Raw genomic sequence first — 24,646 nt, forward strand, 5'->3', positions numbered from 1 at the left:
AATCGCAGACGGTCGCGAACACAGATGTGCGGGCCGGCCGCAGGCCGACCCGCACATCTGATTCATTGCTGACTACTCAGCGCTGGCCCACGCGTAGGCGTTCCAGGAGATACCGCTCTGGGTCGTGGTCCGCTCGACACCGTCGACGCTCGAGCTCGCCGCGTCCACGCCGGGGTGAGCGAAGATCGGGAGACCGAACAGGTCGTTCCACAGGAGCTCTTCGATCACCTTGGTCTGCTCCAGGTGCACTGCGGGGTCCAGGCTGTCCTTGAGCGTCGCCCAGGCTGCGTCGACCTCTGCGTTGGAGTACCCGCCGTAGTTCTGCGGCTTGTCGGTGGCGTAGATGTTCTCGCCCGAGGCGATCTGACCGGAGCCTGCCCAAGCGAACAGTGCGACTTCGTAGTCACCGCGCTCCTGCGTGCCGCCCGGGGCGAAGAAGTCCTCGCTGCCCGCGTCGACGATGTTGAAGCCGGCCTGGTCGCACGACGACTTGATCAGTGCGACCTCGTCGGCACGGCGCGGGTTGGGTGCGGAGTATCCGATGCGGACCTCAGCGCCCGTGGCGCCCTGCGCGGCGACGATGCTCGCGGCCTCTTCGATGTTCGGCTCGTCGTATTCACCGGTGTAGGACGCGTCCAGGACCTCCTGGTAGGTGTCCTGGAAGGGGAAGACCTCGCGGGCGTTCATCACGACCGCCTCGGAGTTGATCGGCCGGATGAGGTTCTCGACGATCTGCTCACGCGGGACGCACATGGCGAACGCGCGGCGCAGCTCCAGGTTGTCGGCGAAGAGGGACCCCTCGATGAAGTTGAAGTCGAGGTGCTCCCACGTCAGCGTCGAGCCCGTGAGGATGTTGGCGGCATCGCCGAGCTGCTCCAGCTGCGCGAGCGTGTCAACGGTCGGCTGCGGGGCGATGACGTCGAGGTCACCGTTGTCCAGCGCCTGAACCATGGCGTCCTGGCCGACGAAGCGGAAGACGAGCTCGGCGTTCTGCGGCGCGAGCTGCTCGCCGTAGTACTCCTCGTTCGCCACGAGGGTGACGGACTGACCGGCATCCCACGACGAGAGCTTGTAGGGGCCGGAGGAGGGCATCAGAGCCTCGTCGGGGAGCTCGCCGGGGTTGGTGAACCAGCCGGTGTTCCAGAACTCGGCCACGGGGGCGAGCGCCTCGCTGTCGCCGCCGAGGATCGCCTCGACGAGCTCTTCGGTCGACAGACCGGACTGCTCTGCCACCACGTGCGCGGGGTCGAGCATCCACGTCTGGATCTGCCAGTCCGGGTTCTTCACGGCGAACTCGACGGTGAACTGCTTGCCGTCCGCATCGCCCTGGGGGCCCTCGGGCACCTCGTCGCCCAGATCGGCCGAGACCGAGTTGAACAGCGGGCCGTCGGCACCGGCGAGGTTGGTGTTCTGCACGCCCCACGCCAGCACGGCGTCGGCGACAGTGATCGGGGTGCCATCGGACCAGGCGGCATCCTCGGCGATGGTGTACTCCACCGTCAGCGGGTCCTCGGAGATCAGCTCGTAGGAGCCGAGGTCGGTGTTGGCCTCGACCGTGCCGTCCGGACCGAAGAACGTGAAGCCGGTCTTCAGCTGGTCGACGATCGACGAGTTGTACGTGCTGTACGTCTCGGGCGTGAACCCGTTGTAGCTGATGAAGTCGTTCGGCCCGACCGACACCGAGATCGACGCCGACCCAGTGGGCTCGGTCTCCGCGCCGTTGCCGTCATCGGCTGGCGGCGCACAGGCTGTGAGCGCCAGGGCGGTGACGCCGATGGCGGCCCCGGCGATAAGGGTTCGACGTGAACGCATTTTTTCTCCTACTTCGTTGTGTGCAAGGGGGGCGATGCGGCCGGCTTCGACCAACGTTCATCCCAGACGTTGATAGCGAACCTATTGGCACCTCAGAGGTGACGCATAACTGACACGTAAATAGTTACAAACCGTTAACTCGCCTGTGACCCCCGAAAACGGTAGCGGCGCTCAGGCACCGGCGCCTGCGATCATTGCCGAGGCCCCCGCACTCGCCACGAGCACCACCAGCGACACCACGACCCCGCCGTTCCACCGTCGCTGCACCGGACCCGCCGGTACGCCCGCGTCGCGCGCTGCGTCCCACTCACCACGGATGAGTGCCATGTCGGAGAACGGCGTCTCGCTCTGCTGCGCCGAACGCGATCTCGAGCGACGCAGGCTCGGCCCACCGAAGGCCCCCACCCGGGAACCGTCGTCGAGGTGCACGACCAGCTGCCACCGCGTGTCCATGTCGGTCACCCGCGGCCACGGCACCCGCGTGGTGCGCAGGACGTTGACGACGGTGATGCCTTCGGCATCCATTTCCACCCTCGGCACATAAACCACCGCATAGACGACCCACACGATCAGCAGCACCCAGGGGGCCAGCAGCAGGGTCTGTCCGAGGCCGCCGCGGACAAGGGCGTCGCCGAGCACCAACGCCCCCGCGACGCCGGCGACGATCAAGCTGATCGTCGCCGACGTCGCACGGAAGATCCGGCGCTCAGGCAAGTCGTTGCGACTCATGCACCCGTTTCGCCGACTCCGAGCGGGATTGACGCACCCGGGATGGCCTCGAGCAGTCGCCGGGTGTACTCCTCAGCGGGGTTCGCGAAGATCTCGTCGACGGTGCCCTGTTCGACGATCTTGCCGCGCTCCATCACCGACACGAAGTCAGCGACGACGCGCACCACCGCGAGGTCGTGCGTGATGAACAGGTAGGTCAGGCCCAGCTCGGACTGCAGGTCCGCCAGCAGCTGCAGGATCTGATCCTGCACCAGGACGTCCAGCGCCGAGACCGCCTCGTCGAGCACGACGATGTCGGGCTTCAGCGCGAGCGCACGCGCGATGGCGACACGCTGGCGCTGGCCCCCGGACAGCTCGTTCGGGTAGCGCGACGCCAGTTCCTGCGGCAGCGACACCTGGTCGAGCAGTTCCGCCACCCGCGCACGTCGCGACTTCGCGTCGCCGACGCGGTGCACGTCCAGCGGCTCCGCGATGGTGCCGCCGATGCTGCGCATCGGATCCAGCGAGCCATAGGGGTCCTGGAAGACCGGCTGCATCCGGCGCCGAAGCGCGAACGCTTCACGACCGGTGAGCCGGCCCACGTTGAGACCGTCGATCAGGATCGAGCCGGAGGTGCACTCTTCCAGGCCGAGCACCATTTTCGCGATCGTGGACTTGCCCGACCCCGACTCCCCCACCAGAGCCATCGTGCGGCCCCGCGGGATCTCGAAGGAGACGCCGTCCACGGCACGGAACCGCTCGCTGCGGAACGAGCCCTGCCGGATCTTGTACTCCTTGACCAGGTCCGCCACGACGATCGCGGGCTCGGCCGTGGCGAAGTCCGACTCGTGCTGGATGCCACGGTCCTCCGCCCGGGCCTGGATCCGCTGCGAAGCCAGGCTGGGAGCGGCGGCCACGAGCCGCTGGGTGTACGGATGCTGCGGGTTTTCGAGGATCTCCCGGCTCGGGCCGGATTCCACGATCTCGCCCTGATGCATCACCACGATGGTGTCGGCACGTTCTGCGGCCAGACCCAGGTCGTGGGTGATCAGCAGGACCGAGGTCCCCTTCTCGGCCGTGAGCGACGCCATGTGATCGAGAATGACCCGCTGCACCGTGACGTCCAGTGCCGAGGTCGGCTCGTCGGCGATCAGCAGCTTCGGGTCGGCCGCGAGGCCGATGCTGATGAGCGCGCGCTGACGCATGCCGCCGGAGAACTGGTGCGGGAACTGGTGCAGACGCCGTTCGGCGTCTGCCAGCCCCGCCTGCTGCAGCACCTCGATGGCGCGGCGCTCGACCTCCTTGCGACCGGTGGCGATCCCGTTCGCGCGGATCGCCTCCTTCACCTGGAAGCCGATGCTCCACACCGGGTTGAGGTTGGACATCGGGTCCTGCGGCACGAAGCCGATGTCCCGACCGCGAATGCGCTCCATCTGGGCCCGCGTGGCGGAGGTGAGGTCGTTACCTTCCAGCACAATCGACCCGCCCGTGACGTGTCCGGTTCCGGGGAGCAGATTGACGATGGCCGATGCCGTCGTTGACTTGCCCGATCCGGACTCACCGACGATCGCGACGGTCTCGCCGCGGTGGATGTCAAGGTCGATGCCGTGCAGCACCTCGCGTGAGGTCTTGCCGGAGTCGAACGCGACCTTCAGACCGCGGATCGACAGCAGTGGTGTGCGGTTTGCCGAGCTCATCGCCGTGCCCTCGCCTTCGGATCGAGAGCGTCTCGCAGGAGTTCGCCCATGATGATGAACGCGAGCACCGTGATGGTCAGCGCGATCGAGGGGTAGATGAGTGCCATCGGCGCGACGCGCAGTGACGACTGCGCCTGGCTGATGTCCAGGCCCCAGGACATGGTGGAGCTGCCGAGCCCGACACCGAGGAACGACAGCGTCGCTTCGGCGGAGATCGCAGCGCCCAGGGTCAGCGTCGCCACGACGATGACCGGTGCCATGGCGTTGGGCATGACGTGTGTGAGGAGGATGCGGAACCGGGAGAGCCCGATGGCGCGGGAGGCGGTGACGAAGTCGGCTTGCCGAACCCGCAGCACCTCGGCGCGGATGACGCGCGCGGTGGACGCCCACGCGAAGCCACCGATGGCGAAAGCGAGCACGAGTGGCGTGCGGTTCTGCGAGAACACGCTCATGACGACGATGGCCGCCAGGATGTACGGGATCGCGAAGAAGATGTCGCCGAGACGCGAGAGCACCGAGTCGAGCCAGCCGCCGTAGAAGCCGGCCAGCGCGCCCATGACGGTGCCGATGACGGTGCCGATGAGGGTGGCGAGGAACCCGACCATGAGCGAGGTGCGCGCACCCCACACCAGGCGGGACCAGATGTCGCAGCCCTGGAAGGTGAAGCCGAGAGGGTGGCCGGCGGTGGGCCCGGCGTTGCTGTTGGCCAGCAGGCAGTTGTTGTTCGGCGGCACCTGCGTGAACAGGGTCGGCCACACCGCCATCAGCCCGATGATGACCACGACGACAGCCGTGACCCAGAACGTCGGCCGACGGCGGATGTCCTGCCAGGCGTCGCGCCAGAGGTTGCTGGGCTTGGCGTCGACGCGCACGGCATCGACGGTGATCTCGGTGTTCTTGACGGGGGCGACGAAGTGCGTCGCGGAAATCTGATCACTTGGCATAGCGGATCCTCGGGTCGAGCAGGCCGTAGAGCAGGTCCACGAACAGGTTGACCAAGACGTAGACGATGACGAACACGGTCACGAACGAGACGACAGTGGGCCCCTCCTGCCGGATGACCGCCTGGTAGAGGGTGTTGCCGACGCCGGGCACGTTGAAGATGCCCTCGGTGACCGTGGCACCCACCATCAGCACGCCGAAGTTCGTCGCGGTGTTGGTGATGACGGGGATGAGGGAGTTGCGCATCACGTGCACAGGGATCACACGGCGTCGCGGGAGGCCCTTGCTGTAGGCCGTGCGCACCCAGTCCTGGTTGAGCGTGTCGATCACCGAGGCGCGGGTGAGGCGCATGCTGGTCGCGTAGAGGCTGAGACCCAGCACGATCGCCGGCAGCCACAGGTCCATCCAGCCGTTCTGCGCTCCGACGGTCGGGCGGAACAAGCCCGCCTGTACGGCCAGGAAGTACTGCGCGAGGAAGGCGAGCACGAACACCGGGACGGCGATGAAGACGAGAGCCACGACGAGCGAGGCATTGTCGAAGAACTTGCCCTTGCGCAGGCCCGAGACGGTGCCGATCACGATGGCCAGCACGAGTTCGATCGCGATGGCCATCGCCGCGAGACGCAGCGTCACCGGGAAGGTGCGGGCGAGTACCTCGTTGACGGGCTGCCCGGAGAAGCTGACGCCGAAGTCGCCTTGAAAGACGCCGGTGATGTAGTAGAAGTACTGCACGATGAACGGATCGTTCAGGTGGTACTGGTCGCGGATCTGCTCCAGCAGTGCCGGGTTGGGCGTGCGGTCGCCGAACAGCGCGAGGATGGGGTCGCCGGGCATGGCGAAGACCATGAAGTAGATGAGCAGGGTGGCGCCGAAGAACACCGGGATGACCTGCAACACACGTCTGAGGATGTAACCGAGCACGAACGCTCTCCCTCTGGGGTTTGGGGAGCCGCGTCGCCGCTAGTGGCGGCGAGGGGCTGCCGCGTGGGGCCGCCGCGATCTCGGGTGTAGCGCGGCCGGTGGGAACAGCCCGCGAGGCGGTGACGTGGTCGTCACCGCCTCGCGAGTGAGATCACTCGAGGTTACTCGGCCTTGGTGATCAGGTGGTAAAGCGGCACCGAGTTCCAACCGAACTCGACGTTGTCGACGTTCTCGGAGAAGCCTCCGGTGACGTTCGAGTACCACAGCGGAATGGCCGGCAGGTCCTGCAGCAGCACCGACTGGGCCTCGGAGAACAGCGCGTTGGCTTCCTCGGGGTCCGTCGCGGAAATGCCATCGGACAGCAGCTGGTCGAACTCTGCGCTGGAGTAGTCGCCATCGTTCGAGCCGGCGTTCGTGGCGTACAGCGGGCCCAGGAAGTTGTACAGACCCGGGTAGTCCGCCTGCCAGCCGGAGCGGAACGCGGTGGTGATCGTGCGGTTGTTCACGAGTTCACGCAGCTCGGCGAAGGTCGGGTACGGAGCACCCGACGCCTCGATACCGAGGGTGTTCTTGAGCGAGTTCGACACTGCGTCGACCCACTGGTCGTGGCCACCGTCGGAGTTGTAACCGATCTGGAAGGTACCCTCCCACGGCGAGATCTCGTCGGCCTCGGCCCACAGTTCGACTGCGCGCTCGGGGTTGAACTCCAGCACCTCAGCGCCCTCGAGCGAGTCCGACCAGCCGTCGATGACCGGCGAAGTGAAGTCGCTTGCGGGGGTACGGCTGCCCTGGAAGATCGTCTCGGTGATCTCCTCGCGGTTGATCGCCATCGAGATGGCCTGACGGCGCAGCGCGCCCTCTTCGCCCTCGAAGTGCGGGAGGGTCTGCGGGATCGTGAAGGACTGGAAGATGGCTGCCGCCTGGTTCACGGCACGATCCCCCAGGTCCGACTCGAAGCTGGCCATGGACGACGGCGGGATCACGTCGATCACGTCGACCTCGTTACCCTGCAGATCGGCGTACGCCGCGTCTGCCGAGGCGTAGACCTTGATCGTGAGGCCACCGTTCTGCGCCTGACGCACACCCTGGTAGTCCTCGTTCTTGACGAGGTCGATCTGCACGTCGTGCTGCCACGCGTCCTCACCGGCGAACATGTACGGACCGTTGCCGATCGGGTTCTGGCCATAGGCCTCCATGTCCTCGAAGGCCACGTCGGGCAGCGGGTAGAACGCGGAGTAGCCCAGGCGCTGTGCGAAGTCCGACGCCGGCTTGTTGAGCGCGATGGTGAAGGTGTAGTCATCGACCTGCTCGAGACCGGTCAGCTCCGAGTCGGCATCCCAGCTGAAGCCCTCGATGTCCTCGAAGAAGTAGCTGTTGGCGTGGGCGTTGGACAGCTGTGCGCCGTAGTTCCAGGCTTCGATGAAGTTGTCAGCCGTGACTTCTTCGCCGTTGGTGAAGGTCTGACCCTCCTTGAGCTTGACCGTCAGGTGCTGCGGGTCCTCGACCGTGATCTCTTCGGCCATGTCATTGACGGCGGTGCCGTCGCCCTCGTACGAGACGAGCCCGGCGAAGATCGCGTCGAGGATCTGGCCGCCGCCGACCTCGTTCGTCATGGTCGGGATGAGCGGGTTCTCCGGCTCGGTACCGTTGGTCGTGATGATGGCGTCCGAGGCGCCGGCGTCGCCGGTCTCCTCGGCGTCGCCGCTGTCGCCGCTGGCGCAGCCGGCGAGGGCGAGCGCGCCCACGGTCAGCAGCGCCAGGCCGGCGAAGGCAGTTTTGTTGCGCTTCACTTTTCCTCCTGTGCAGGGATGATGTGACCGCTTCTACGCAGGGCGTGCCGGCCACACGGGATGAGGCAACGATAAGCAACCCTGCCGCCATGATCAAAACTGAGGGCGAAAGCGTTACATGCTCTTTACTCAACGCGCCTCGGATGTGGCAATCTGACAACGTGACCGCTCCCAGTCCCCCGCTCGACAACGCATACTGCACAAGCAGTCCGCGACTGCGCTGGGAAATCGCTATCGTGCTCGCGATCTCGCTCGGCCAATCGGCCCTGTACTCGGTGCTCGCGCTCATCCGCCGGGAGCTCTCCCCCACCCCTCTCGGGCAGCAGCAGACCCAGCTGAATCCATCCCTGGACGCCGCCGCGGCGTGGGATGCGCTCTACCAGACGCTCGACATCGTGTTCGACCTCGCGCTTGTGGCGCTGGTGGTCTATCTCCTGTGGGAACCGGGTGCCAACGCGCTCCGGCGCATCGGTTTGGACTTCACTCGCTTCGGCGGGGACCTCGGCCGCGGCATCCTGGTCACCGCCGTGATCGGCATCCCCGGGCTTGCGCTGTACGCCGTCGGGCGGATGCTGGGGTTCACGGTGGCCGTCGTGGCCTCGCCGCTGGATGCTGCGTGGTGGACCGTGCCGATCCTGCTGTTCGCGGCGCTGCGCGCGGCGCTGCTGGAGGAGGTCGTCATGATCGGGTGGCTCTTCGATCGACTCCGCCGTCTCGGGTGGGGGTGGTGGCCGATCATCCTTTCCTCCGCCGCGCTGCGCGGGGCCTATCACGCGTACCAGGGCTACGGCGGAATGGTCGGCAACTTCGTCATGGGGATCGTGTTCGGCTGGTGCTACCGCCGCTGGGGCCGGGTGATGCCGCTGGTGGTGGCCCACACGATCCTCGACGTGGTGTCGTTCGTCGGCTATCCCCTGGCCGCCGCCCTCTGGCCCACGATCTTCGCCCCCCTCCCCTCCCCGTCCCCGTCCCCGTAGCCCTGAAATCGCTGAGACCACAGCTGGTCGCCGAGACCGTGGGAACTTCCCATCGTCTCGGCGACCAGGTGTCGTTTCAGCGACGGGGAGCGCCGGGGAGCGCCGGGGAGCGACGGAGGGGACGGGAGGGGACGGGGGCTTCTCCACAGGGACGGGATCCGGCGATCTGGCACGGATCGAGGGTGGCGGGGCCACGGCGGGTGCGCGCGGGCGGCAGGGTGGGCGGATGCCGCTCCTCACTCTCGGGGTCCTGCCGACCCCCGTCCCCTTGATCCGGCACGCGGACGTGCCCCATCCCGAGCGCGCCGTCGAGCGCGGGACGCTGGTCAAGGTGCGCCACGGTGTGTACACCCCCGGTGCGATGTGGCGCGACCTCGCGCCCTGGGACAGGTACCTCGCGCGCGTCCACGCGGTGGCGCTCGTGCACCCGGATGCCGTGTTCAGCCACGAATCCGCCGCCGTGCTGATGGGCCTACCGGTGTTCGGCGATCCCGGGGTGGTGCACATTCTGGAGCACCCGCGCAGCGCGTCCCGGCTCGTCGGCGGCATCCGGACCCACGCCTACTCCGGCGACCGCACGATCATCGAGCTCGGCGGCCTGCTGATGACGAGCATCGCCGACACCGCCGTGGACCTCGCCCGGCACCGGCACCGCGCCGTCGGGTTGGCAGTGGCGGATGCCGCGCTGCGCACTGACCCCACCGCGAGCGTCGAACTGCTCGTCGCGCTCAACGAGGCCCGTACGAGCAAGCGGGGCCGCGCGATCGCGCGGTGGGCGCTGTCGCGCGCGAGCGCGCTGGCCGAGTCGGCTCTCGAGTCCATGAGCCGCGCTGTCGTCGAGTGGCTCGGGTTTCCCGCGCCGGTGCTGCAGGTGCCGTTCCGTCGGGGGTCCGGCGGCGAGGATCGCAGCGATCTGGTGTGGGAGAGCATCGGCCTCGCGGGTGAGTGCGACGGCGACCTCAAGTACGACGGCCGTTACGGACCGCCCACGGTCGTGCTGGTGCGGCAGAGCGAGCGGGACACGCGGCTGCGTCGGCACCTGCGAGAGGTGACGCACTGGGGATGGCGTGAGGCCTCGACGGTCACGCCGCTGCGCGGCATCCTCACCGGCGCCGGTCTCCGCCCCGAGTCCCCCGAGGATTCGGCGGCGCTGTTCTCGCCGCGCCGCGCCGTCTCCCCGCATCCCCCGCACCGCACCGGCGAGCCCCCGTCCGCCCGCTGAAACGACAGCTGGTCGCCGAGACGATGGGAGGTTCCCGCCGTCTCGGCGACCAGCTGTGGTCTCACGGTGTGGGGGGCGGGCCGGAGGGCCGCCACCCCGCTACCCGCTACGCGAAGGCCTCGGGGGGCGGGCAGGCGCACACCAGGTTGCGGTCGCCGTAGGCATTGTCGATGCGCCGCACCGGTGGCCAGTACTTCGTGCGCACCTGGGACGGCACCGGATACACCGCGGTCTCGCGCGAGTACGGGTGCGACCACGACCCCGACACCACGGACTGCGTGGTGTGCGGCGCGTTCACGAGCGGATTGTCGGATGCCGGCCACTGACCGGCCGCGACGGCGTGCGCCTCCGCGTGGATCGCGACCATCGCCTCGATGAACCGCTCGATCTCGGCGAGGTCCTCCGATTCGGTCGGCTCCACCATCAGCGTCCCGGCCACCGGGAACGACATCGTCGGCGCGTGGAAGCCGTAGTCGATGAGGCGCTTGGCGACATCGTCGACGGTGACCCCAGTGGCCTCGCGCAGCGGCCGCAAGTCCAGGATGCACTCGTGCGCGACGAGCCCGCCCTCCCCCGCGTACAGCACCGGGTAGTGCTCGCGCAGCCGCGCGGCGATGTAGTTCGCCGCGAGCACGGCGGCCCCGGTCGCCTCGCGCAGCCCTGCGGCGCCCATCATCCGCACATAGGCCCACGAGATCGGCAGGATCGAGGCCGACCCGTAGGGGGATGCCGAGACCGGTCCGCCGTCGAACACGAACCCGCCGGCGTGGTCGGCGCGCTGCGCGAGCGGGTGCGAGGGCAGATACGGCGCGAGGTGCGCCTTGGCCGCCACCGGCCCGACGCCAGGGCCACCCCCGCCGTGCGGGATCGCGAACGTCTTGTGCAGGTTCAGGTGCGATACGTCGCCGCCCAGATCCCCGAACCGGGCGAAGCCCAGCAGCGCGTTGAGGTTCGCACCGTCGACGTACACCTGACCGCCGGCATCGTGCACGGCCTGCGTGATCTCCAGCACGTCGTGCTCGTACACACCGTGGGTCGACGGGTAGGTGATCATCAGCGCCGCGAGCCGCTCGGCGTTCGCCGCGATCTTCGCGCGCAGGTCGGCAAGCTCCACGTTGCCCGCCTCATCGCACGCGACGACGACGACGCTCATCCCGGCCAGCACCGCGGATGCCGCGTTGGTGCCGTGTGCCGACGACGGGATGAGGCAGACCGTGCGATCGAGATCGCCGTTGGCGCGGTGGTACCCGCGGATCGCCAGCAGCCCCGCCAGCTCCCCCTGCGAACCGGCGTTGGGCTGCAGCGACACCGCGTCGTAGCCGGTGACCTCCGCCAGCCACGTCTCCAGCTGCTCGATCATCGCGAGGTAGCCAGCGACGTCGTCGGCCGGGGCGAACGGATGCACACGGGAGAACTCCGGCCACGACACCGCCGCCATCTCGCTGGCCGCATTGAGCTTCATGGTGCATGACCCGAGCGGGATCATGCCGCGGTCCAGGGCGTAGTCCCGGTCCGCGAGCTGCTTGAGGTACCGCATCATCGCCGTCTCGGACCGGTGGGTGTTGAACACCGCGTGCTCGAGGTAGGTCTCAGTGCGGTGCAGCGCGGATGCCACCGAAGCCAGCGGCTCCGCGTCGGCGAACGCGAGCTCGGCGCCCGGCTCCTCCAGCGCCCCGAATGCCCAGGCGACCGCGGCGAGGTCGGCGGCCGTCGTGGTCTCGTCGACGGATACCCCGACGCTCGCGTCATCGGCCCAGAACAGCTGGTAGCCGCGCGAGCGCGCCCGCTCCACGATGCGGCCGGCGTCACCCGGCACGAACACCCGGATGGTGTCGAAGACGGCATCGGATGCCAGCGTCAGCCCGTACCCGCGCAGCTCGGCAGCCAGCGCCTCGGTCTTCTGCGCGACCTCGGTCGCGATGCGGCGCAGCCCCTCGGGCCCGTGATAGACGGCGTACATCGACGCCATGACGGCCAGCAGCACCTGCGCGGTGCAGATGTTCGACGTGGCCTTCTCACGGCGGATGTGCTGTTCGCGGGTCTGCAGCGCGAGGCGGTACGCCGGGTGCCCGGCCGCATCCTGCGACACCCCGACCAGACGCCCGGGCAGCTGCCGCTCCAAGCCCGCCCGCACCGCCATGTAACCGGCGTGCGGTCCGCCGAAGCCGAGCGGCACCCCGAAGCGCTGCGTCGTGCCGACGGCGATGTCGGCGCCGAGCGATCCGGGCGAGCGCAGCAGCGTGAGCGCCAGCAGGTCGGCGGCCACGACGACCAGTCCGCCCTGCGCGTGGACCGCGGTGATCACATCGCTGGGGTCCCACACGCGCCCGGTGGCTCCCGGGTACTGCACGAACGCGCCGAACGCGGCGGCGGCCGCGTCAGCGGCATCCGGAACCCCCGACGCGTAGTCGGTCTCGACGATCGTGATCCCCAGCGCCTCGGCGCGGTGAGCCAGCAACGCCTTGGTCTGCGGGAACGCATCGGCATCGACGAGGAACACGTTCGACGCGCCTTTCGACGCCCGCCGCGCCACCAGCATCCCCTCGACGACCGCGGTCGCCTCGTCGAGCATCGACGCGTTGGCCGTAGCCAGGCCGGTGAGGTCGGTGACCATCGTCTGGAAGTTGATGAGCGCCTCCAGGCGCCCCTGCGAGATCTCCGGCTGGTACGGGGTGTACGCGGTGTACCAGGACGGGTTCTCGAAGACATTGCGCTGAATGACCGCGGGGGTGTGGGTGTCGTAGTACCCCAGCCCGATCATCGCCTTCGCCGGCCGGTTGGATGCCGCGAGCTCCCGCAGCTCCGCCAGCGCCTCGTCTTCGGTCGCAGCGTCCGGGATGGCGCTCGTGGTGCGCGGCTGCACGTGGATCGAGGCGGGCACGGCGCGCTGGACCAGCGCGGTCAGGCTGTCGTAGCCGAGCGCGTCGAGCATCTGCCGCTGGGCGGCCGCGTCGGTGCCGATGTGCCGGTCGGCGAAGGCCGCGCTCACGCCTCGCCGCCGGTGAGGGCGAGGTACGCGGCGCGGTCGAGCGTGCCGTCAAGGGATGCCGCGTCGACGCGCAGCTTGATGAGCCAGCCATCTCCGAACGCATCGGCATTGACCGCCGACGGGTCCGCCACGACGGCGTCGTTGATCTCGATCACTTCGCCCGCGAGCGGCGCGTAGAGCTCGCCGACGGACTTGGTCGACTCGATCTCGCCGCACACCTGCCCGGCGGTGACGGTGGCGCCGACGGCGGGCAGGTCGACGAAGACCACGTCGCCGAGCTGATCGGCGGCGTAGTCGGTGATGCCGATCGTCGCGGTGTCGCCGTCGACGGCGATCCACTCGTGCTCGGCGGTGTAGTGCAGGCTGGCGAGGTCGGCCATGGTGTGCTCCCGAGGGTTCGGTGTTACTGGGCGCGCCGGTAGAACGGCAGGGCGGTCACGGTGGCGGGGAGGCGCGTGCCTCGCACGTCGATGGTCAGGTCGGTGCCGGAGGCGCTCACGGCGGGTGAGACGAACGCCATCGCGATCGGGTGCCCGAGTGTGGGGCTGAGCGCGCCGCTGGTGATCTCTCCGACCGCGCGGTCGCCGTCGTACACGGCGTAGCCGGCGCGCCCCGCGCGTTTGCCGTCGCCGGTGAGGCCGACCAGCACCGGCGCGTCGGCGGAGACCACGGCGGCAAGGCCCGCTTTTCCGACGAACGCGGGCTTGTCGGCCGCGACGACGCGACCGAGCCCTGCCTGGGCGGGCACGATGTCGAGCGAGAGTTCGTGGCCGTACAGCGGCATGCCCGCTTCCAGCCGCAGCGTGTCGCGGGCGGCAAGGCCCGCCGGAACCAGGCCGTGCGGCGCGCCGGCCGCCAGCAGCGCATCCCACAGGTCGCCGGCGACGGCGTTCGGCACCAGCAGCTCGAAGCCGTCCTCCCCGGTGTAGCCGGTGCGGGCGACCAGCAGCGGCTCACCGGTGAACTCCCCGCGGGCGGCGGCGTAGTACGGCAGTTCCGACAGCGGCCGGTCCAGCCCCGAGATGCCCGCGGTGGCTTCGAGGATGCCGCGGGCGGCCGGGCCCTGCACCGCGATGAGGCTGAAACTGTCGGTGGCATCCTCCACCGCCACGGTGAAGCCCTCGGCGCGCTCGGCGAACGCCTGCGCGACGGCGACGCGGTTGCCCGCGTTCGCGATCACGAGATACCAGCCATCGTCGAGGCGGTAGACGATGACGTCGTCGACGATGCCGCCCGATTCGGTGAGCACGAGCGAGTACTTCGCCTTGCCCAGCGGCAGCGTCGATACGCGTCCGGCGAGCGCGTAGTCCAGGAACGCCCCTGCATCATCGCCCTCGACGATGAACTCGGCCATATGGGAGATGTCGAACAGTCCCGCAGCGTGCCGCACCGCGTGGTGCTCGGCGAGGTCGGACGAGTAGCGCACCGGCATCATCCACCCGCCGAAGTCGGTGAACGCCGCCCCCAGCGCATCGTGCCGGTCACGGAGTGTCGTATAGCGGGGTCCGGTCATGAGTTCTCCCGAGATGGAACGGGCAGACGCCGGGACCGACGCCTGAGAACTCCCCCTCTGTCATCGGCCTGAGAGTTTCACGTCGCCATCCACGAGCGGGATGTCGGCGCTTTCACCGTCGGCGGACCCGCGCCAGCATGCGCGCGCGGATCGCTTTCCAGAGTGGCCCAGACCTGCGCGGTACGCGTACCTGAGAGATTGGCGGGGAGGCTTGCTCCTTCGGTGCCCGGCACACGTGGTGCCGGAGCTCTCCCGCGGGGGTCGTCGGGCCGATATCGACTTGTCCGGACAGCATAGCGGCGCGTCAGTCGGCGCAGGAACCCGACGACACCGCCGCCGTCAGCGCCGGGGCCTGCGCGACGACGGGCGCGAGCTCAGCGGGGGTCATCGCGTACCCGATGTCCTCCCCCGAATCAGCGCGGGCGAAGACCACCCCGGTGACGTCTCCCGTCGCCGTCAGCAGCGGCCCGCCGGAGTTTCCCGGCCGCACGGCGGCGGCGAGCGCGTAGATCTCCCGCGGCGCCCTGGTGGCGTCGTGGATGTCGGGCACCTCGACGACCCCGACCGAGAGCACCCGGGCGCCGGTCATCGTGAAGGGGCCGCCGTACGGATACCCCTGCACCACACCCTCGTCGCCGGTCGCGAGGGTCGGCGCGACCGCGAGCGGGGCGACGTCCAGATCGTCCACGGCGATGACGGCGAGGTCGTCGACGGCGTCGAAGTACACGATGCGGCCCTGGCGGGCGGCTCCCCCCGGCAGTTCCACGACGGGATCGGTCACCCCGGCCACGACGTGCGCGTTGGTGACGATGCGGTCGGCTGCGGCGACGAACCCGGTGCCGGTGGAACTCGTGCCGCACGCATACGCCACTCCCGATATCCGGGCGACCGACTGCGCCGCCTCGTTCAGTGCGGGGTCGTCCAGCGCGACGTCGGGCGCCGGCTGCCCGGGGTCGACGATGACTCCGGGTCCGAACAGGTCGCCCAGGCTCGGCAGGCCCTCCTCCAGGAACGCGCCGCGCACCTGCGCGAGCGCGGCGTCGACGGGTGCGGGGGTCAGCGAGTCGATGGCGCGCACGACCCGTGAGGAGGACACCGCGGCGGACAGATGAGGGATGCCGGCGACCACCAGCGTCTGGGCGATGAGCGACACCGCGAGGGCCGCGACGACCACGCTCAGCGCGCCCCCGAGGATGCGCTCGAGCCACCCCAGGCGGATGCGCTCGACGCCGCGGCGGCCGGCGGCACCGACGGCGGAGCCGGCCAGGGCGGCACCGGCCACCAGCGCGATCGATCCGACGACGATCGCGACGCTGCGCCACCCCGCCGAGGGCAGCACGTCGCTGAGCACCGGAAGCACCATCGGCACCACCCAGTACGCCAGGAGGGCGCCCAGCGTCAGGCCGATGAGTGCGCCCAGCGCCGCCAGCAGGCCGCTGCGCAGCCCCAGTGCCAGCGCTACGACCAGTACCGCGACCACCACGATGTCGATGACCATCGGCACGACCTCCCTCGTCGCGCCAGCGTAGGCGACGCAACTGTGATCGCGACGCAGGCGGAGGGGTTGCACTTCAGGTCAAAGTGACATTAAGATCCGTTAGAGGCTTAGGGTCAACATGACACAAACATCGGACATCCGCGTTGCCGTCTCCACGGTGATCTTCAGCCTGCGCCGCCTCCCCGGCGCGGACGCCGCGAGCGTCGTGCTGCCTCTGGTGCGGCGCACCCGCGACCCCTACGAGGGCCGGTGGGCCCTGCCGGGCGGGTGGCTCGACGTCAACGAGAATCTGGATGCCGCGGCCGCCCGCACCCTCGCCGAGACCACCGGTCTTGCCCCCAGCTATCTGGAGCAGCTCTACGCGTTCGGCGCGGTGGATCGATCCCCGAGCCGCGTCGTGTCGATCGTGTACTGGGCCCTGGTGCGCCCCGACGAGGCCGAGGCGGCCCAGGCACAGCACAACGTCGCCTGGTTCGACGCGGCATCCCTCCCGCCGCTGGCGTTCGACCACAGCCAGATCGTCGAGTACGCACTGTGGCGCCTGCGCAACAAGGTGGGCTACAGCCGCATCGCCCACGGTCTGCTGCCGGAGGAGTTCACCCTCGCCGAGCTGCGCGAGGTGTACGAGGCGATCCTGGAGCGCCGGCTGGACCCGGCCAACTTCCGCCGCCAAGTGGAGAACTCCGCCACCCTCATCCCCACCGAGCAGTTCCGCACCGGCAGCCACCGGCCGGCACGGCTGTACCGCTCCAACCACGACCTGGAGCTGGCCGACCGCGGCCCGCTCCCCCGCTGAAGGAACCGTCATGACCGCCACCATCCTGACGCTGCAGCCCCGACCGCCGGCCGACCCGAGCGTCGACCATGAGATCCAGTCGATCGTCGCCGGCACGGGTGCCGGCTCGACCTGCAACACCGACCTGGCCGCCGGCCCGTGGACTTTCGACACCCGCCCGGGCTACGGGCCCGGCGCGTCCATGGGCGACGTCATCCCCACCGGCGCACCCCGCCAGGGCGAACTGCCGCAGCTGTATCGCGACGCACCCGACATCGAACTTCACGAGCGCATCCGCGCCGCCAAGGACGCTTTGGGCGACCGCGTGGTGGTGCTCGGCCACTTCTATCAGCGCGAAGAGGTCGTCCGTCACGCCGACTATGTGGGCGACTCGTTCCAGCTGGCCGGTGCTGCCAAGGCCCGCACCGAGGCGGAGGCGATCGTCTTCTGCGGCGTGCACTTCATGGCCGAGACGGCCGACCTCCTCTCCGGCCCCGACCAGGCGGTGATCCTGCCGAACCTCGCCGCCGGGTGCTCGATGGCCGACATGGCCGACATCGACCAGGTCGAGGAGTGCTGGGAGCAGCTCGAGGAGCTGTTCGGCGACATGGACACCCCCGGCACCGACGGGCTGGTACCGGTGATCCCGGTGACGTACATGAACTCCTCCGCGGCCATCAAGGGATTCGTCGGGCGCCATGGCGGCATCGTGTGCACGTCGTCGAATGCGCGCACCGTGCTGGAGTGGGCGTTCGCGCGGGGCCGCCGGGTGCTGTTCTTCCCCGACCAGCACCTCGGCCGCAACACCGCCAAGGCGATGGGCGTGCCGCTGGAGCAGATGCCGATGTGGAACCCGACCAAGCCGTGGGGCGGGACGGATGCCGCGACGCTCACCGGCAGCCGGGTGATCCTCTGGCACGGGTTCTGCTCGGTGCATCGCCGGTTCACCGTCGACCAGATCGACAAGGCCCGCGCCGAGCACCCCGGCGTGCGCGTGATCGTGCACCCGGAGTGCCCCATGCCGGTGGTGGATGCCGCCGACGAATCGGGATCCACCGACTACATCCGCCAGGCGATCGAAGCCGCCACGCAACCGTCCACCTTCGCCATCGGCACCGAGATCAACCTCGTGCAGCGGCTGGCGGCCGAGCATCCGCAGCACGAGATCTTCTGCCTCGACCCGGTCGTGTGCCCCTGCTCGACGATGTACCGCATCCACCCCGGCTACCTCGCCTGGGTGCTGGAATCGCTCGTTGCCGGGCAGATCGTCAACCGCATCACGGTGCCGCCGGAGGTCGCCGACCCCGCCCGCGTGGCGCTGGAGCGCATGCTGGCCGCCAGACCCGGGGCGGGGTCGTGACCAGCGTCGTCGTGGTCGGCTCCGGCATCGCCGGGCTGGCTGCCGCGCTGCACGCGACGGCGGCGGGATGCAGGGTGACTCTCGTCACGAAGGACACCCTCGGGCACGCCAACACGCGGTTCGCGCAGGGTGGCATCGCCGGGGTGCTGTTCGACGACGACAGCGTCGACGCGCATGTGCAGGACACCCTCGCCGCCGGGGCCGGGCTGGCCGACCCCGCGGCGGTGCTGCTGCTCGCCACGGAAGGCCCACAGCGCATCCGCGAGCTCGCGGAGCTCGGCGTCGCCTTCGACCGCGCCGCCGACGGGACCTACCTCAAGGGCTTGGAAGCGGCCCACTCGTACCCGCGCATCGTGCATGCCGGCGGCGACGCCACCGGGCTGGAGATCGAACAAGCCCTGGTCGCGGCGGTGCGCGCCGCCGACATCCGGGTGATCGAGCACGCGTTCCTGGAGGACCTCGTGGTGACCTCCCGCCGCGTCACCGGCGTCGACGTGCTGAAGGGTGACGGCGGACAGGTGCGCATCCACGCCGGAGCAGTGGTGATCGCCACCGGCGGGGTGGGTCAGCTGTATGCGCACACGACCAATCCCCTCGTGGCCACCGGCGACGGCATCGCTGCGGCGCTGCGGATCGGCGCCGCCGTCAGCGACCTCGAGTTCGTGCAGTTCCACCCCACCGTCCTGGCCGGAGGTGAGGCGTTCCTCGTCTCCGAAGCGGTGCGGGGTGAGGGCGCCGTGCTCATCGACGACACCGGCCGCCGGTTCACCTTCGACGCCCACCCCGACGGCGAGCTCGCGCCGCGGGACGTCGTCGCCCGCGCGATCGTGCGGCAGATGGCGGCGCAGGGTGGGCGTCCGGTGAGGCTGGATGCCACCGGCATCCGCGCCACCCCCGTTGCCACCGCCGCATTCCTCGCGGAGCGCTTCCCCACGATCGACGCCGCCGTGCGTGCCCGCGGCTGGGACTGGGCGCGCGAACCCATCCCGGTGACCCCGGCGGCGCACTACCTCATGGGCGGCATCGACACCGACCTGTGCGGGCGCACCGGCGTGCCCGGGCTGTATGCCGTCGGCGAGGCCGCGCGCACCGGCGTGCACGGCGCGAACCGGCTCGCCTCGAACTCGCTGCTGGAGGGCGCGGTGTTCGGCGCGCGTGCCGGTGACGTGATGGCCGCCGATGCCCTCCTCGCCTGGCCCGCGACGGCGCCCGCCGCCCCCGCGCCCGAACCGCTCCCGGAGCCGCAGGAGCCGCAGCCCGGGGGCGAGCCGTTCGCACGGGCGGCGCTGCAGCGGGTGATGTGGACGGATGCCGGGGTCGAGCGTGACGAGGCCGGGCTGGCCCGCGCCGCCGCGGTCATCGCCGCGTGGCGCGACGCGGCATCCGCACCCCGCACCGTCTCAGAGCACGAGGACGCGAACCTGCTGCTCGTGGCCGAACTCGTCGTCGCCGCCGCCCGCGCCCGCGCCGCATCGGTGGGAGCGCACTTCCGCCGGGACGGCGTGACCGCACCCGACCCCATCCCCGCCCTGGAAGGAAGCGCCTGATGCTCACTCGCACCGTCATCGACCGAACCGTCCGTGCCGCCCTCGATGAGGACGCCCCGTGGGGCGACATCACCAGTGACACCCTCATCGTCGAGACCGCGAAAGCCCGGGGCGCCCTGGTCGCCCGGGAAGACGGCCTTTTCTCCGGCGGCGACGTGTTCGAGGCGGCGTTCCGCCTCACCGACCCGCGCTGCGACGTCGTGCTGCTGGTGGAGGACGGCGAGGCGTTCCGGGCCGGCGACCCCCTGGCACTGGTGACCGGACCGGCGCGTGCCGTGCTCACCGCCGAGCGGGTGGGGCTCAACTTCGCGCAGCGCATGAGCGGGATCGCCACCCTCACGGCGCTGTACGTCGCCGAAGTGGCCCACACCGGGGCTCGTATCGCAGACACCCGCAAGACCACGCCGGGGCTGCGGGCGTTCGAGCGTTACGCCGTGCGTAACGGCGGCGGCCACAACCACCGTTTCTCGCTGTCGGATGCCGTCATGGTCAAGGACAACCACCTCGCCGTGCTCACCCGCAACGGCATGTCGGTGACGGCGGCGCTGCAGGGCGCGATCGCGCGACTGCCGCACACCACCCATGTCGAGGTCGAAGTGGACCGTCTCGACCAGATCGAAGCCGTACTGGCGGCGGGGGTCGGCACGATCATGCTCGACAACTTCACGCTCGAGCAGTTGCGGCAAGGGGTCACCGCCGTCGCCGGCCGCGCCACGATCGAAGCCTCCGGCGGGGTGAACCTCCACACGGTGCGGGCGATCGCCGAGACCGGCGTCGATGTCATCTCGGTCGGCGCGCTCACCCACTCCGCCCGTGCGCTGGACCTGGGCCTGGATGTGAGCCTGGAGGACTGACATGCCGCTGCTGTACCTCGATCACGCCGCCACGACGCCGGTGCGTGCCGATGTGCTCGAGGCGATGATGCCGTACCTCACCGAGTCCTACGGCAACCCGTCGAGCCACCACACCGTGGGTGAGGACGCCGCCGCCGCTCTGACCGATGCGCGCGCCCGGGTGGCGCGAGCGCTGGGCATGCGCGCCGGCGACGTCGTCTTCACCGCCGGCGGCACCGAGGCCAACAACCTCGCCATCAAGGGCATCGCTCTGGCCGCCCGGGCAGCGCACCCCGGCAGGACGCAGCTCATCACGACCCCGATCGAGCACGAATCGGTGCTGGCCTCGTGCGACTACCTCCGGCGCCTGCACGGGTTCGACCTCACCCTGCTCCCCGTTGACGCGACCGGCCGCGTCGACCCGGGCCGGCTCGCCGCCGAGTTGGGGCCGCAGACCGCGCTGGTGTCGATCGGCTACGCCAACAACGAGGTCGGGACGGTGCAGGATGCCGCCGCCCTCGCCGCCGCCTGCGCCACCCACCGGGTGCCGCTGCACCTCGATGCGGTGCAGGCCGCCGGCTGGCTGCCGCTTGCGGGCACCGGCGCGGATGCGCTGTCGCTGGCCGGCCACAAGGTCGGCGCCCCCAAGGGCATCGGCGTGCTCGCGGTGCGCGGCCGCATCCCGCTGGAGCCCCTCGTACACGGCGGCGGGCAGGAGCGGGGTCGGCGCAGCGGCACCGAGAACGTCGCCGGCGCCGTGGGGATCGCCCACGCGTTGGAGTCGGCAGAGGCCGAGCGGGCGGATGCCGCGGCGCGCGTCACCGCGGTGCGTGACGCGTTCATCGCCGCGGTGCTCGCCGCCGTCCCCGCCGCCCGGCTCACCGGCCACGCCACGCACCGTCTTGCCGGCACGGCGAGCTTCACCTTCGCCGGGACCAGTGGCGAGGCGGTGCTGCTGCAACTGGAGCGGCGCGGCGTGGTGACCTCCAGCGGGTCGGCGTGCGCTGCCGGCAGCGACGAGCCCTCCCACGTGCTGCAGGCATTGGGCGTCCCCGCGGACCTCGCCCGCACCGCGGTGCGCTTCACCTTCGGCCACGGCCCGCTCCCCGACCCCGCGACGCTCGGCGCCGCGGTGGCCGCCGCCGTCGCGGCGGTACGATCGGGCTCGTGAACGCAGCGATCACGGTCATCGTGCCCGGTTTCGACGTGGCCGAGTACGCCATCGAGGCCCTTGATTCGCTGCGCGCGCAGACCCTGCCGGATTGGGTGGCGATCCTCGTCGACGACGCGTCGACGGATGCCACCGGCGACGTGTTCGCCGCCGCCGCGGCATCCGACCCGCGCTTCCGGCTCGTGCGTCACGACGAGCGCCGCGGCCTCGCTGCCGCCCGCAACACCGGGCTCGCCCACGTCGACACGCCCTACCTGGGGTTCCTCGACGCCGACGACGTGCTTGCCCCCACCGCGCTGGAGCGGCTGGTGGGCGTTCTCGAGCAGACCGGCAGCGACTTCGCCGTGGGAGCGTATGTGCGCCTGAGCCCGGATGCCACCGGCGGCTACGCCCCCGGCCCGGTGCAGCCGTGGGTGAGCGCTGCCACCGATCCGGCCCGCCACGGCACCACCATCGACGAGCATCCGGAGGCCTCCGGCAACATCGTGGCGTGGTCCAAGGTGAGCCGCACCGACTTCTGGCGCCGCGCGGGACTTCGTTTCCCGGACGGGCGCCTGTACGAGGACCAGATCGTCGCGCAGCAGATGTACAGCCGCGCCCGCCGATTCGACACCGTACCCGAAGTGGTGGTGCAGTGGCGCGAACGCGCCGACGGCTCCTCGATCACGCAGGGCAAGAGCGCGCTGCCGGTGCTGCGGGACTACCTGGCCGCGATGGTCGAGGGTCTGGATGTGCTCGATGCCGCCGGTCACGCCGCCGCGGTGCGCTCGCGAGTGCGACTGATCCTCGCGATGGACCTGCCGCCGCTGGTGGAGATCGCCCGCATCCACCCCGACGACGCGTACCGCCGCGCGCTGGGTGCGTTCACCCGCGAAGTGTGGTCGCGCGGCGGCGCGCACACCGACCTGGACGAGCGGTCATCGCACCTGGCGGGGGCCGCGCTGCTGCTCTGAGCCCGCTTCCCGGCTCAGCGCCTGCTCGCTCTGCAGCACGCGGGACGCGGCGACCTGCTCTTCGGCGAGCTTGGCGTACAGCCCGTCGGCCTCCAGCAGCTGTGCATGCGTGCCCGACTCCACGATCCGGCCCGCCTCGACGACGTGGATGACGTCGGCGCCGATCACGGTGGAGAGGCGATGGGCCACCGACAGGGTCGTGCGCCCGCGCGCCGCGGCATCCAGCGCGTCCTGCACGACGCGCTCGGACACGGTGTCCAGGGCGGAGGTCGCCTCGTCCAGCAGCAGCACCGGCGGGTCCTTCAGCAGCACCCGCGCGATCGCGATGCGCTGCTTCTCGCCGCCGGAGAGGCGGTAGCCCCGCTCCCCCACGATCGTGTCGTAGCCGTCGGCGAACCCGGAGATGATGTGGTGGATGTTCGCCGCGGTGCACGCGGCGGTCAGTTCCTCATCCGTGGCGTCGGGCTTGGCGTAGCGCAGGTTCTCGCGGATCGTCGCGTGGAACAGGTAGGTCTCCTGCGAGACGATGCCCACCTGGTCGATGAGGGACTCCTGCCGCAGCCGCCGCACGTCGGCCCCGGCGAACAGCACCGCGCCGGCGGATGCCTCGTACAGCCGCGGCGCCAGGTACAGCACCGTGGTCTTGCCCGCCCCCGACGGCCCGACGAACGCGACGTGCTGGCCCGGCTCGGCAACGAACGACACCCCGTCCAACGTCGGGCGGCTATCGCCGGCGGCATCCGGGTAGCGGAACACCACGTCGCGGAACTCCACCCGCCCGGCCGGTCCCGGCGCCGCGGCGACGTCGATCGCGTCGGGGGCGTCGCGGATGGCGGGCTTGAGGTCGAGGTACTCGAAGATGCGCGCGAACAGCGCCGCGGAGGTCTGCAGGTCCAGCGCGACGCGCATGAGCCCGATCAGCGGCTGCAGCAGCCGAGCCTGCACCGTGGTGAACGCCACGATCGTGCCCGCCGTGATGTCGGGGCTGCCGCCGACGATGAGGTAACCGGCGACGAGATAGATCACCGCCGGCACGCTTGACATGAGCACCTGCACGACGGCGAAGAACCCCTGGCCGCTCATCGCGCGCCGCACCTGCAGTCCCACCTGATTGAGGTTCTCGGTGCGGTAGCGGGCCGACTCGGTGCGCTGGCGGTTGAACGACTTCGACAGCAGGATGCCGGAAACGCTGAGGGTCTCCTGCGTGATCGAGGTGAGCTCCGACAAGGACTCCTGCGTTTCACCGGCGATCCGCGCCCGCACCTGCCCGATCTTGCGCTGCACGAGCACCAGCACCGGCATGATCACGACGGCGATGATCGTCAGGCGCCAGTCGATGAGGATCATCGCCACCAGCGATGCGACGACGGTGACGGCGTTGCCCAGGATGCTGGTGACGGTGTTGGTGAGTACCCCGGAGACCCCGCCGACATCGTTCTGCAGGCGGGATTGGATGACCCCGGTCTTGGTGCGGGTGAAGAACGCCAGCTCCATCGCCTGCAGGTGGTCGAAAAGCCGCACCCGCAGGTCGCCGGTGACCTTGTTGCCGACGGTGGCGGTCAGCCACGTCTGCACCACTCCGAGTCCCGCCGAGGCGAGGAACAGCGCGATCATGAGGGCAACGAGCCGCAGCAGCAGCGACAGATCCGGCCCGCTGCCGTCCACCGGGAACAGCGCGTCGTCGAAGACCCGTTGCACCAGCAGCGGGGGCACCACGGCCAACCCGGCTCCGAGGACCACGAGCACTCCGGTGACCGCGATGCGGCCGCGATAGGGATGGAACAGCGCCAGCACGCGATTACCCAACCCGGGGATGCGGGGTGCCTGGGCGTTGAGCCTGCGCTGGGCCGATTCGTCGACTCCGCGGAATCCGCCGCCTGGGCCGCCTGGTCTGCCTCCGCCGCCGCCCATACTCATCCGTCCAGCCTACGACGCACG

19 protein-coding genes and 1 riboswitch are annotated in these 24,646 nt (G+C 70.1%); of the genes, 8 read left to right on the plus strand and 11 right to left on the minus strand.

Annotation, left to right across the window (positions count from 1 at the left end; translation table 11 throughout):
• Positions 1-72: 72 nt before the first annotated feature.
• The 6 genes from NQ151_RS03600 to NQ151_RS03625 all read right to left on the minus strand — a co-directional run bounded on the left by NQ151_RS03600 (position 73) and on the right by NQ151_RS03625 (position 7,870).
• A complete protein-coding gene (locus NQ151_RS03600; RefSeq protein WP_257508560.1) occupies positions 73-1,812 on the minus strand; it encodes an ABC transporter substrate-binding protein in 1,740 nt (579 codons plus the stop codon).
• 171 nt (positions 1,813-1,983) lie between these two features.
• The gene (locus tag NQ151_RS03605) at positions 1,984-2,541 is read right to left on the minus strand and encodes a PH domain-containing protein (RefSeq protein ID WP_257527040.1); all 558 of its coding nucleotides are present in this window, start codon (positions 2,539-2,541) and stop codon (positions 1,984-1,986) included.
• Complete coding sequence (locus NQ151_RS03610) at positions 2,538-4,217, minus strand: dipeptide ABC transporter ATP-binding protein (protein WP_257527041.1); 1,680 nt, start codon at positions 4,215-4,217, stop codon at positions 2,538-2,540. The genes NQ151_RS03605 and NQ151_RS03610 overlap by 4 nt, the downstream gene beginning before the upstream one ends.
• Positions 4,214-5,161, minus strand: coding sequence for an ABC transporter permease (locus NQ151_RS03615; RefSeq protein ID WP_257508557.1), 948 nt, complete (start codon positions 5,159-5,161; stop codon positions 4,214-4,216). Before NQ151_RS03615 ends, NQ151_RS03610 begins: the two co-directional genes overlap by 4 nt.
• Positions 5,151-6,080, minus strand: a complete 930-nt coding sequence (locus NQ151_RS03620; RefSeq protein WP_257508556.1) for an ABC transporter permease — start codon at positions 6,078-6,080, stop codon at positions 5,151-5,153. The genes NQ151_RS03615 and NQ151_RS03620 overlap by 11 nt, the downstream gene beginning before the upstream one ends.
• A gap of 161 nt (positions 6,081-6,241) precedes the next feature.
• Positions 6,242-7,870 carry a peptide ABC transporter substrate-binding protein gene (locus NQ151_RS03625; protein ID WP_257508555.1) on the minus strand — a complete coding sequence of 543 codons (1,629 nt, stop codon included), beginning with the start codon at positions 7,868-7,870 and terminating at the stop codon, positions 6,242-6,244.
• A gap of 143 nt (positions 7,871-8,013) precedes the next feature.
• Between NQ151_RS03625 and NQ151_RS03630 the strand changes: the two genes are divergently transcribed.
• The gene (locus tag NQ151_RS03630) at positions 8,014-8,847 is read left to right on the plus strand and encodes a CPBP family intramembrane glutamic endopeptidase (protein WP_257527042.1); all 834 of its coding nucleotides are present in this window, start codon (positions 8,014-8,016) and stop codon (positions 8,845-8,847) included.
• A gap of 226 nt (positions 8,848-9,073) precedes the next feature.
• Positions 9,074-10,069, plus strand: a complete 996-nt coding sequence (locus NQ151_RS03635; RefSeq protein ID WP_257527043.1) for a type IV toxin-antitoxin system AbiEi family antitoxin domain-containing protein — start codon at positions 9,074-9,076, stop codon at positions 10,067-10,069.
• A 106-nt stretch (positions 10,070-10,175) separates the two neighbouring features.
• Here NQ151_RS03635 and gcvP read toward each other — a convergent pair whose 3' ends face one another.
• The 4 genes from gcvP to NQ151_RS03655 all read right to left on the minus strand — a co-directional run bounded on the left by gcvP (position 10,176) and on the right by NQ151_RS03655 (position 16,069).
• Positions 10,176-13,001, minus strand: coding sequence for an aminomethyl-transferring glycine dehydrogenase (gene gcvP, locus NQ151_RS03640; RefSeq protein ID WP_502883565.1), 2,826 nt, complete (start codon positions 12,999-13,001; stop codon positions 10,176-10,178).
• A gap of 53 nt (positions 13,002-13,054) precedes the next feature.
• Positions 13,055-13,438: a glycine cleavage system protein GcvH gene (gene gcvH / locus NQ151_RS03645; protein WP_257508551.1), complete on the minus strand. Its 384-nt coding sequence runs from the start codon at positions 13,436-13,438 to the stop codon at positions 13,055-13,057.
• Positions 13,439-13,461: 23 nt separating this feature from the next.
• Positions 13,462-14,571 carry a glycine cleavage system aminomethyltransferase GcvT gene (gene gcvT / locus NQ151_RS03650; protein WP_257527046.1) on the minus strand — a complete coding sequence of 370 codons (1,110 nt, stop codon included), beginning with the start codon at positions 14,569-14,571 and terminating at the stop codon, positions 13,462-13,464.
• Between the two features lie 168 nt (positions 14,572-14,739).
• A riboswitch (glycine riboswitch) is annotated at positions 14,740-14,836 on the minus strand.
• Positions 14,837-14,875: 39 nt separating this feature from the next.
• Positions 14,876-16,069, minus strand: coding sequence for a MarP family serine protease (locus NQ151_RS03655; RefSeq protein WP_257527815.1), 1,194 nt, complete (start codon positions 16,067-16,069; stop codon positions 14,876-14,878).
• A gap of 118 nt (positions 16,070-16,187) precedes the next feature.
• Here NQ151_RS03655 and NQ151_RS03660 point away from each other — a divergent pair, with 118 nt between their 5' ends.
• The 6 genes from NQ151_RS03660 to NQ151_RS03685 are packed head-to-tail and all read left to right on the plus strand — an operon-like array spanning position 16,188 to position 22,708.
• Positions 16,188-16,865 (plus strand): NUDIX hydrolase, encoded by a 678-nt coding sequence (locus tag NQ151_RS03660; protein WP_257527047.1) that lies wholly within the window; start codon positions 16,188-16,190, stop codon positions 16,863-16,865.
• Between the two features lie 10 nt (positions 16,866-16,875).
• Positions 16,876-18,204 carry a quinolinate synthase NadA gene (nadA, locus tag NQ151_RS03665; protein WP_257527048.1) on the plus strand — a complete coding sequence of 443 codons (1,329 nt, stop codon included), beginning with the start codon at positions 16,876-16,878 and terminating at the stop codon, positions 18,202-18,204.
• Positions 18,201-19,751 (plus strand): L-aspartate oxidase, encoded by a 1,551-nt coding sequence (nadB, locus tag NQ151_RS03670; protein ID WP_257527049.1) that lies wholly within the window; start codon positions 18,201-18,203, stop codon positions 19,749-19,751. Before nadA ends, nadB begins: the two co-directional genes overlap by 4 nt.
• Positions 19,751-20,605: a carboxylating nicotinate-nucleotide diphosphorylase gene (gene nadC, locus NQ151_RS03675; RefSeq protein ID WP_257527050.1), complete on the plus strand. Its 855-nt coding sequence runs from the start codon at positions 19,751-19,753 to the stop codon at positions 20,603-20,605. The genes nadB and nadC overlap by 1 nt, the downstream gene beginning before the upstream one ends.
• Before the next feature lie 7 nt (positions 20,606-20,612).
• Positions 20,613-21,755: a cysteine desulfurase family protein gene (locus NQ151_RS03680; RefSeq protein ID WP_257527816.1), complete on the plus strand. Its 1,143-nt coding sequence runs from the start codon at positions 20,613-20,615 to the stop codon at positions 21,753-21,755.
• Entirely contained in the window at positions 21,752-22,708 is a 957-nt protein-coding gene (locus NQ151_RS03685) for a glycosyltransferase family 2 protein (RefSeq protein ID WP_257508545.1), read from the plus strand. The genes NQ151_RS03680 and NQ151_RS03685 overlap by 4 nt, the downstream gene beginning before the upstream one ends.
• Here NQ151_RS03685 and NQ151_RS03690 read toward each other — a convergent pair.
• A complete protein-coding gene (locus tag NQ151_RS03690) occupies positions 22,673-24,625 on the minus strand; it encodes an ABC transporter ATP-binding protein (RefSeq protein ID WP_502883552.1) in 1,953 nt (650 codons plus the stop codon). The two genes, NQ151_RS03685 and NQ151_RS03690, sit on opposite strands and share 36 nt — an antisense overlap.
• Positions 24,626-24,646: the final 21 nt, after the last annotated feature.

Source organism: Microbacterium sp. zg-YB36 (genome assembly GCF_024623575.2).
Lineage (GTDB): Bacteria > Actinomycetota > Actinomycetes > Actinomycetales > Microbacteriaceae > Microbacterium.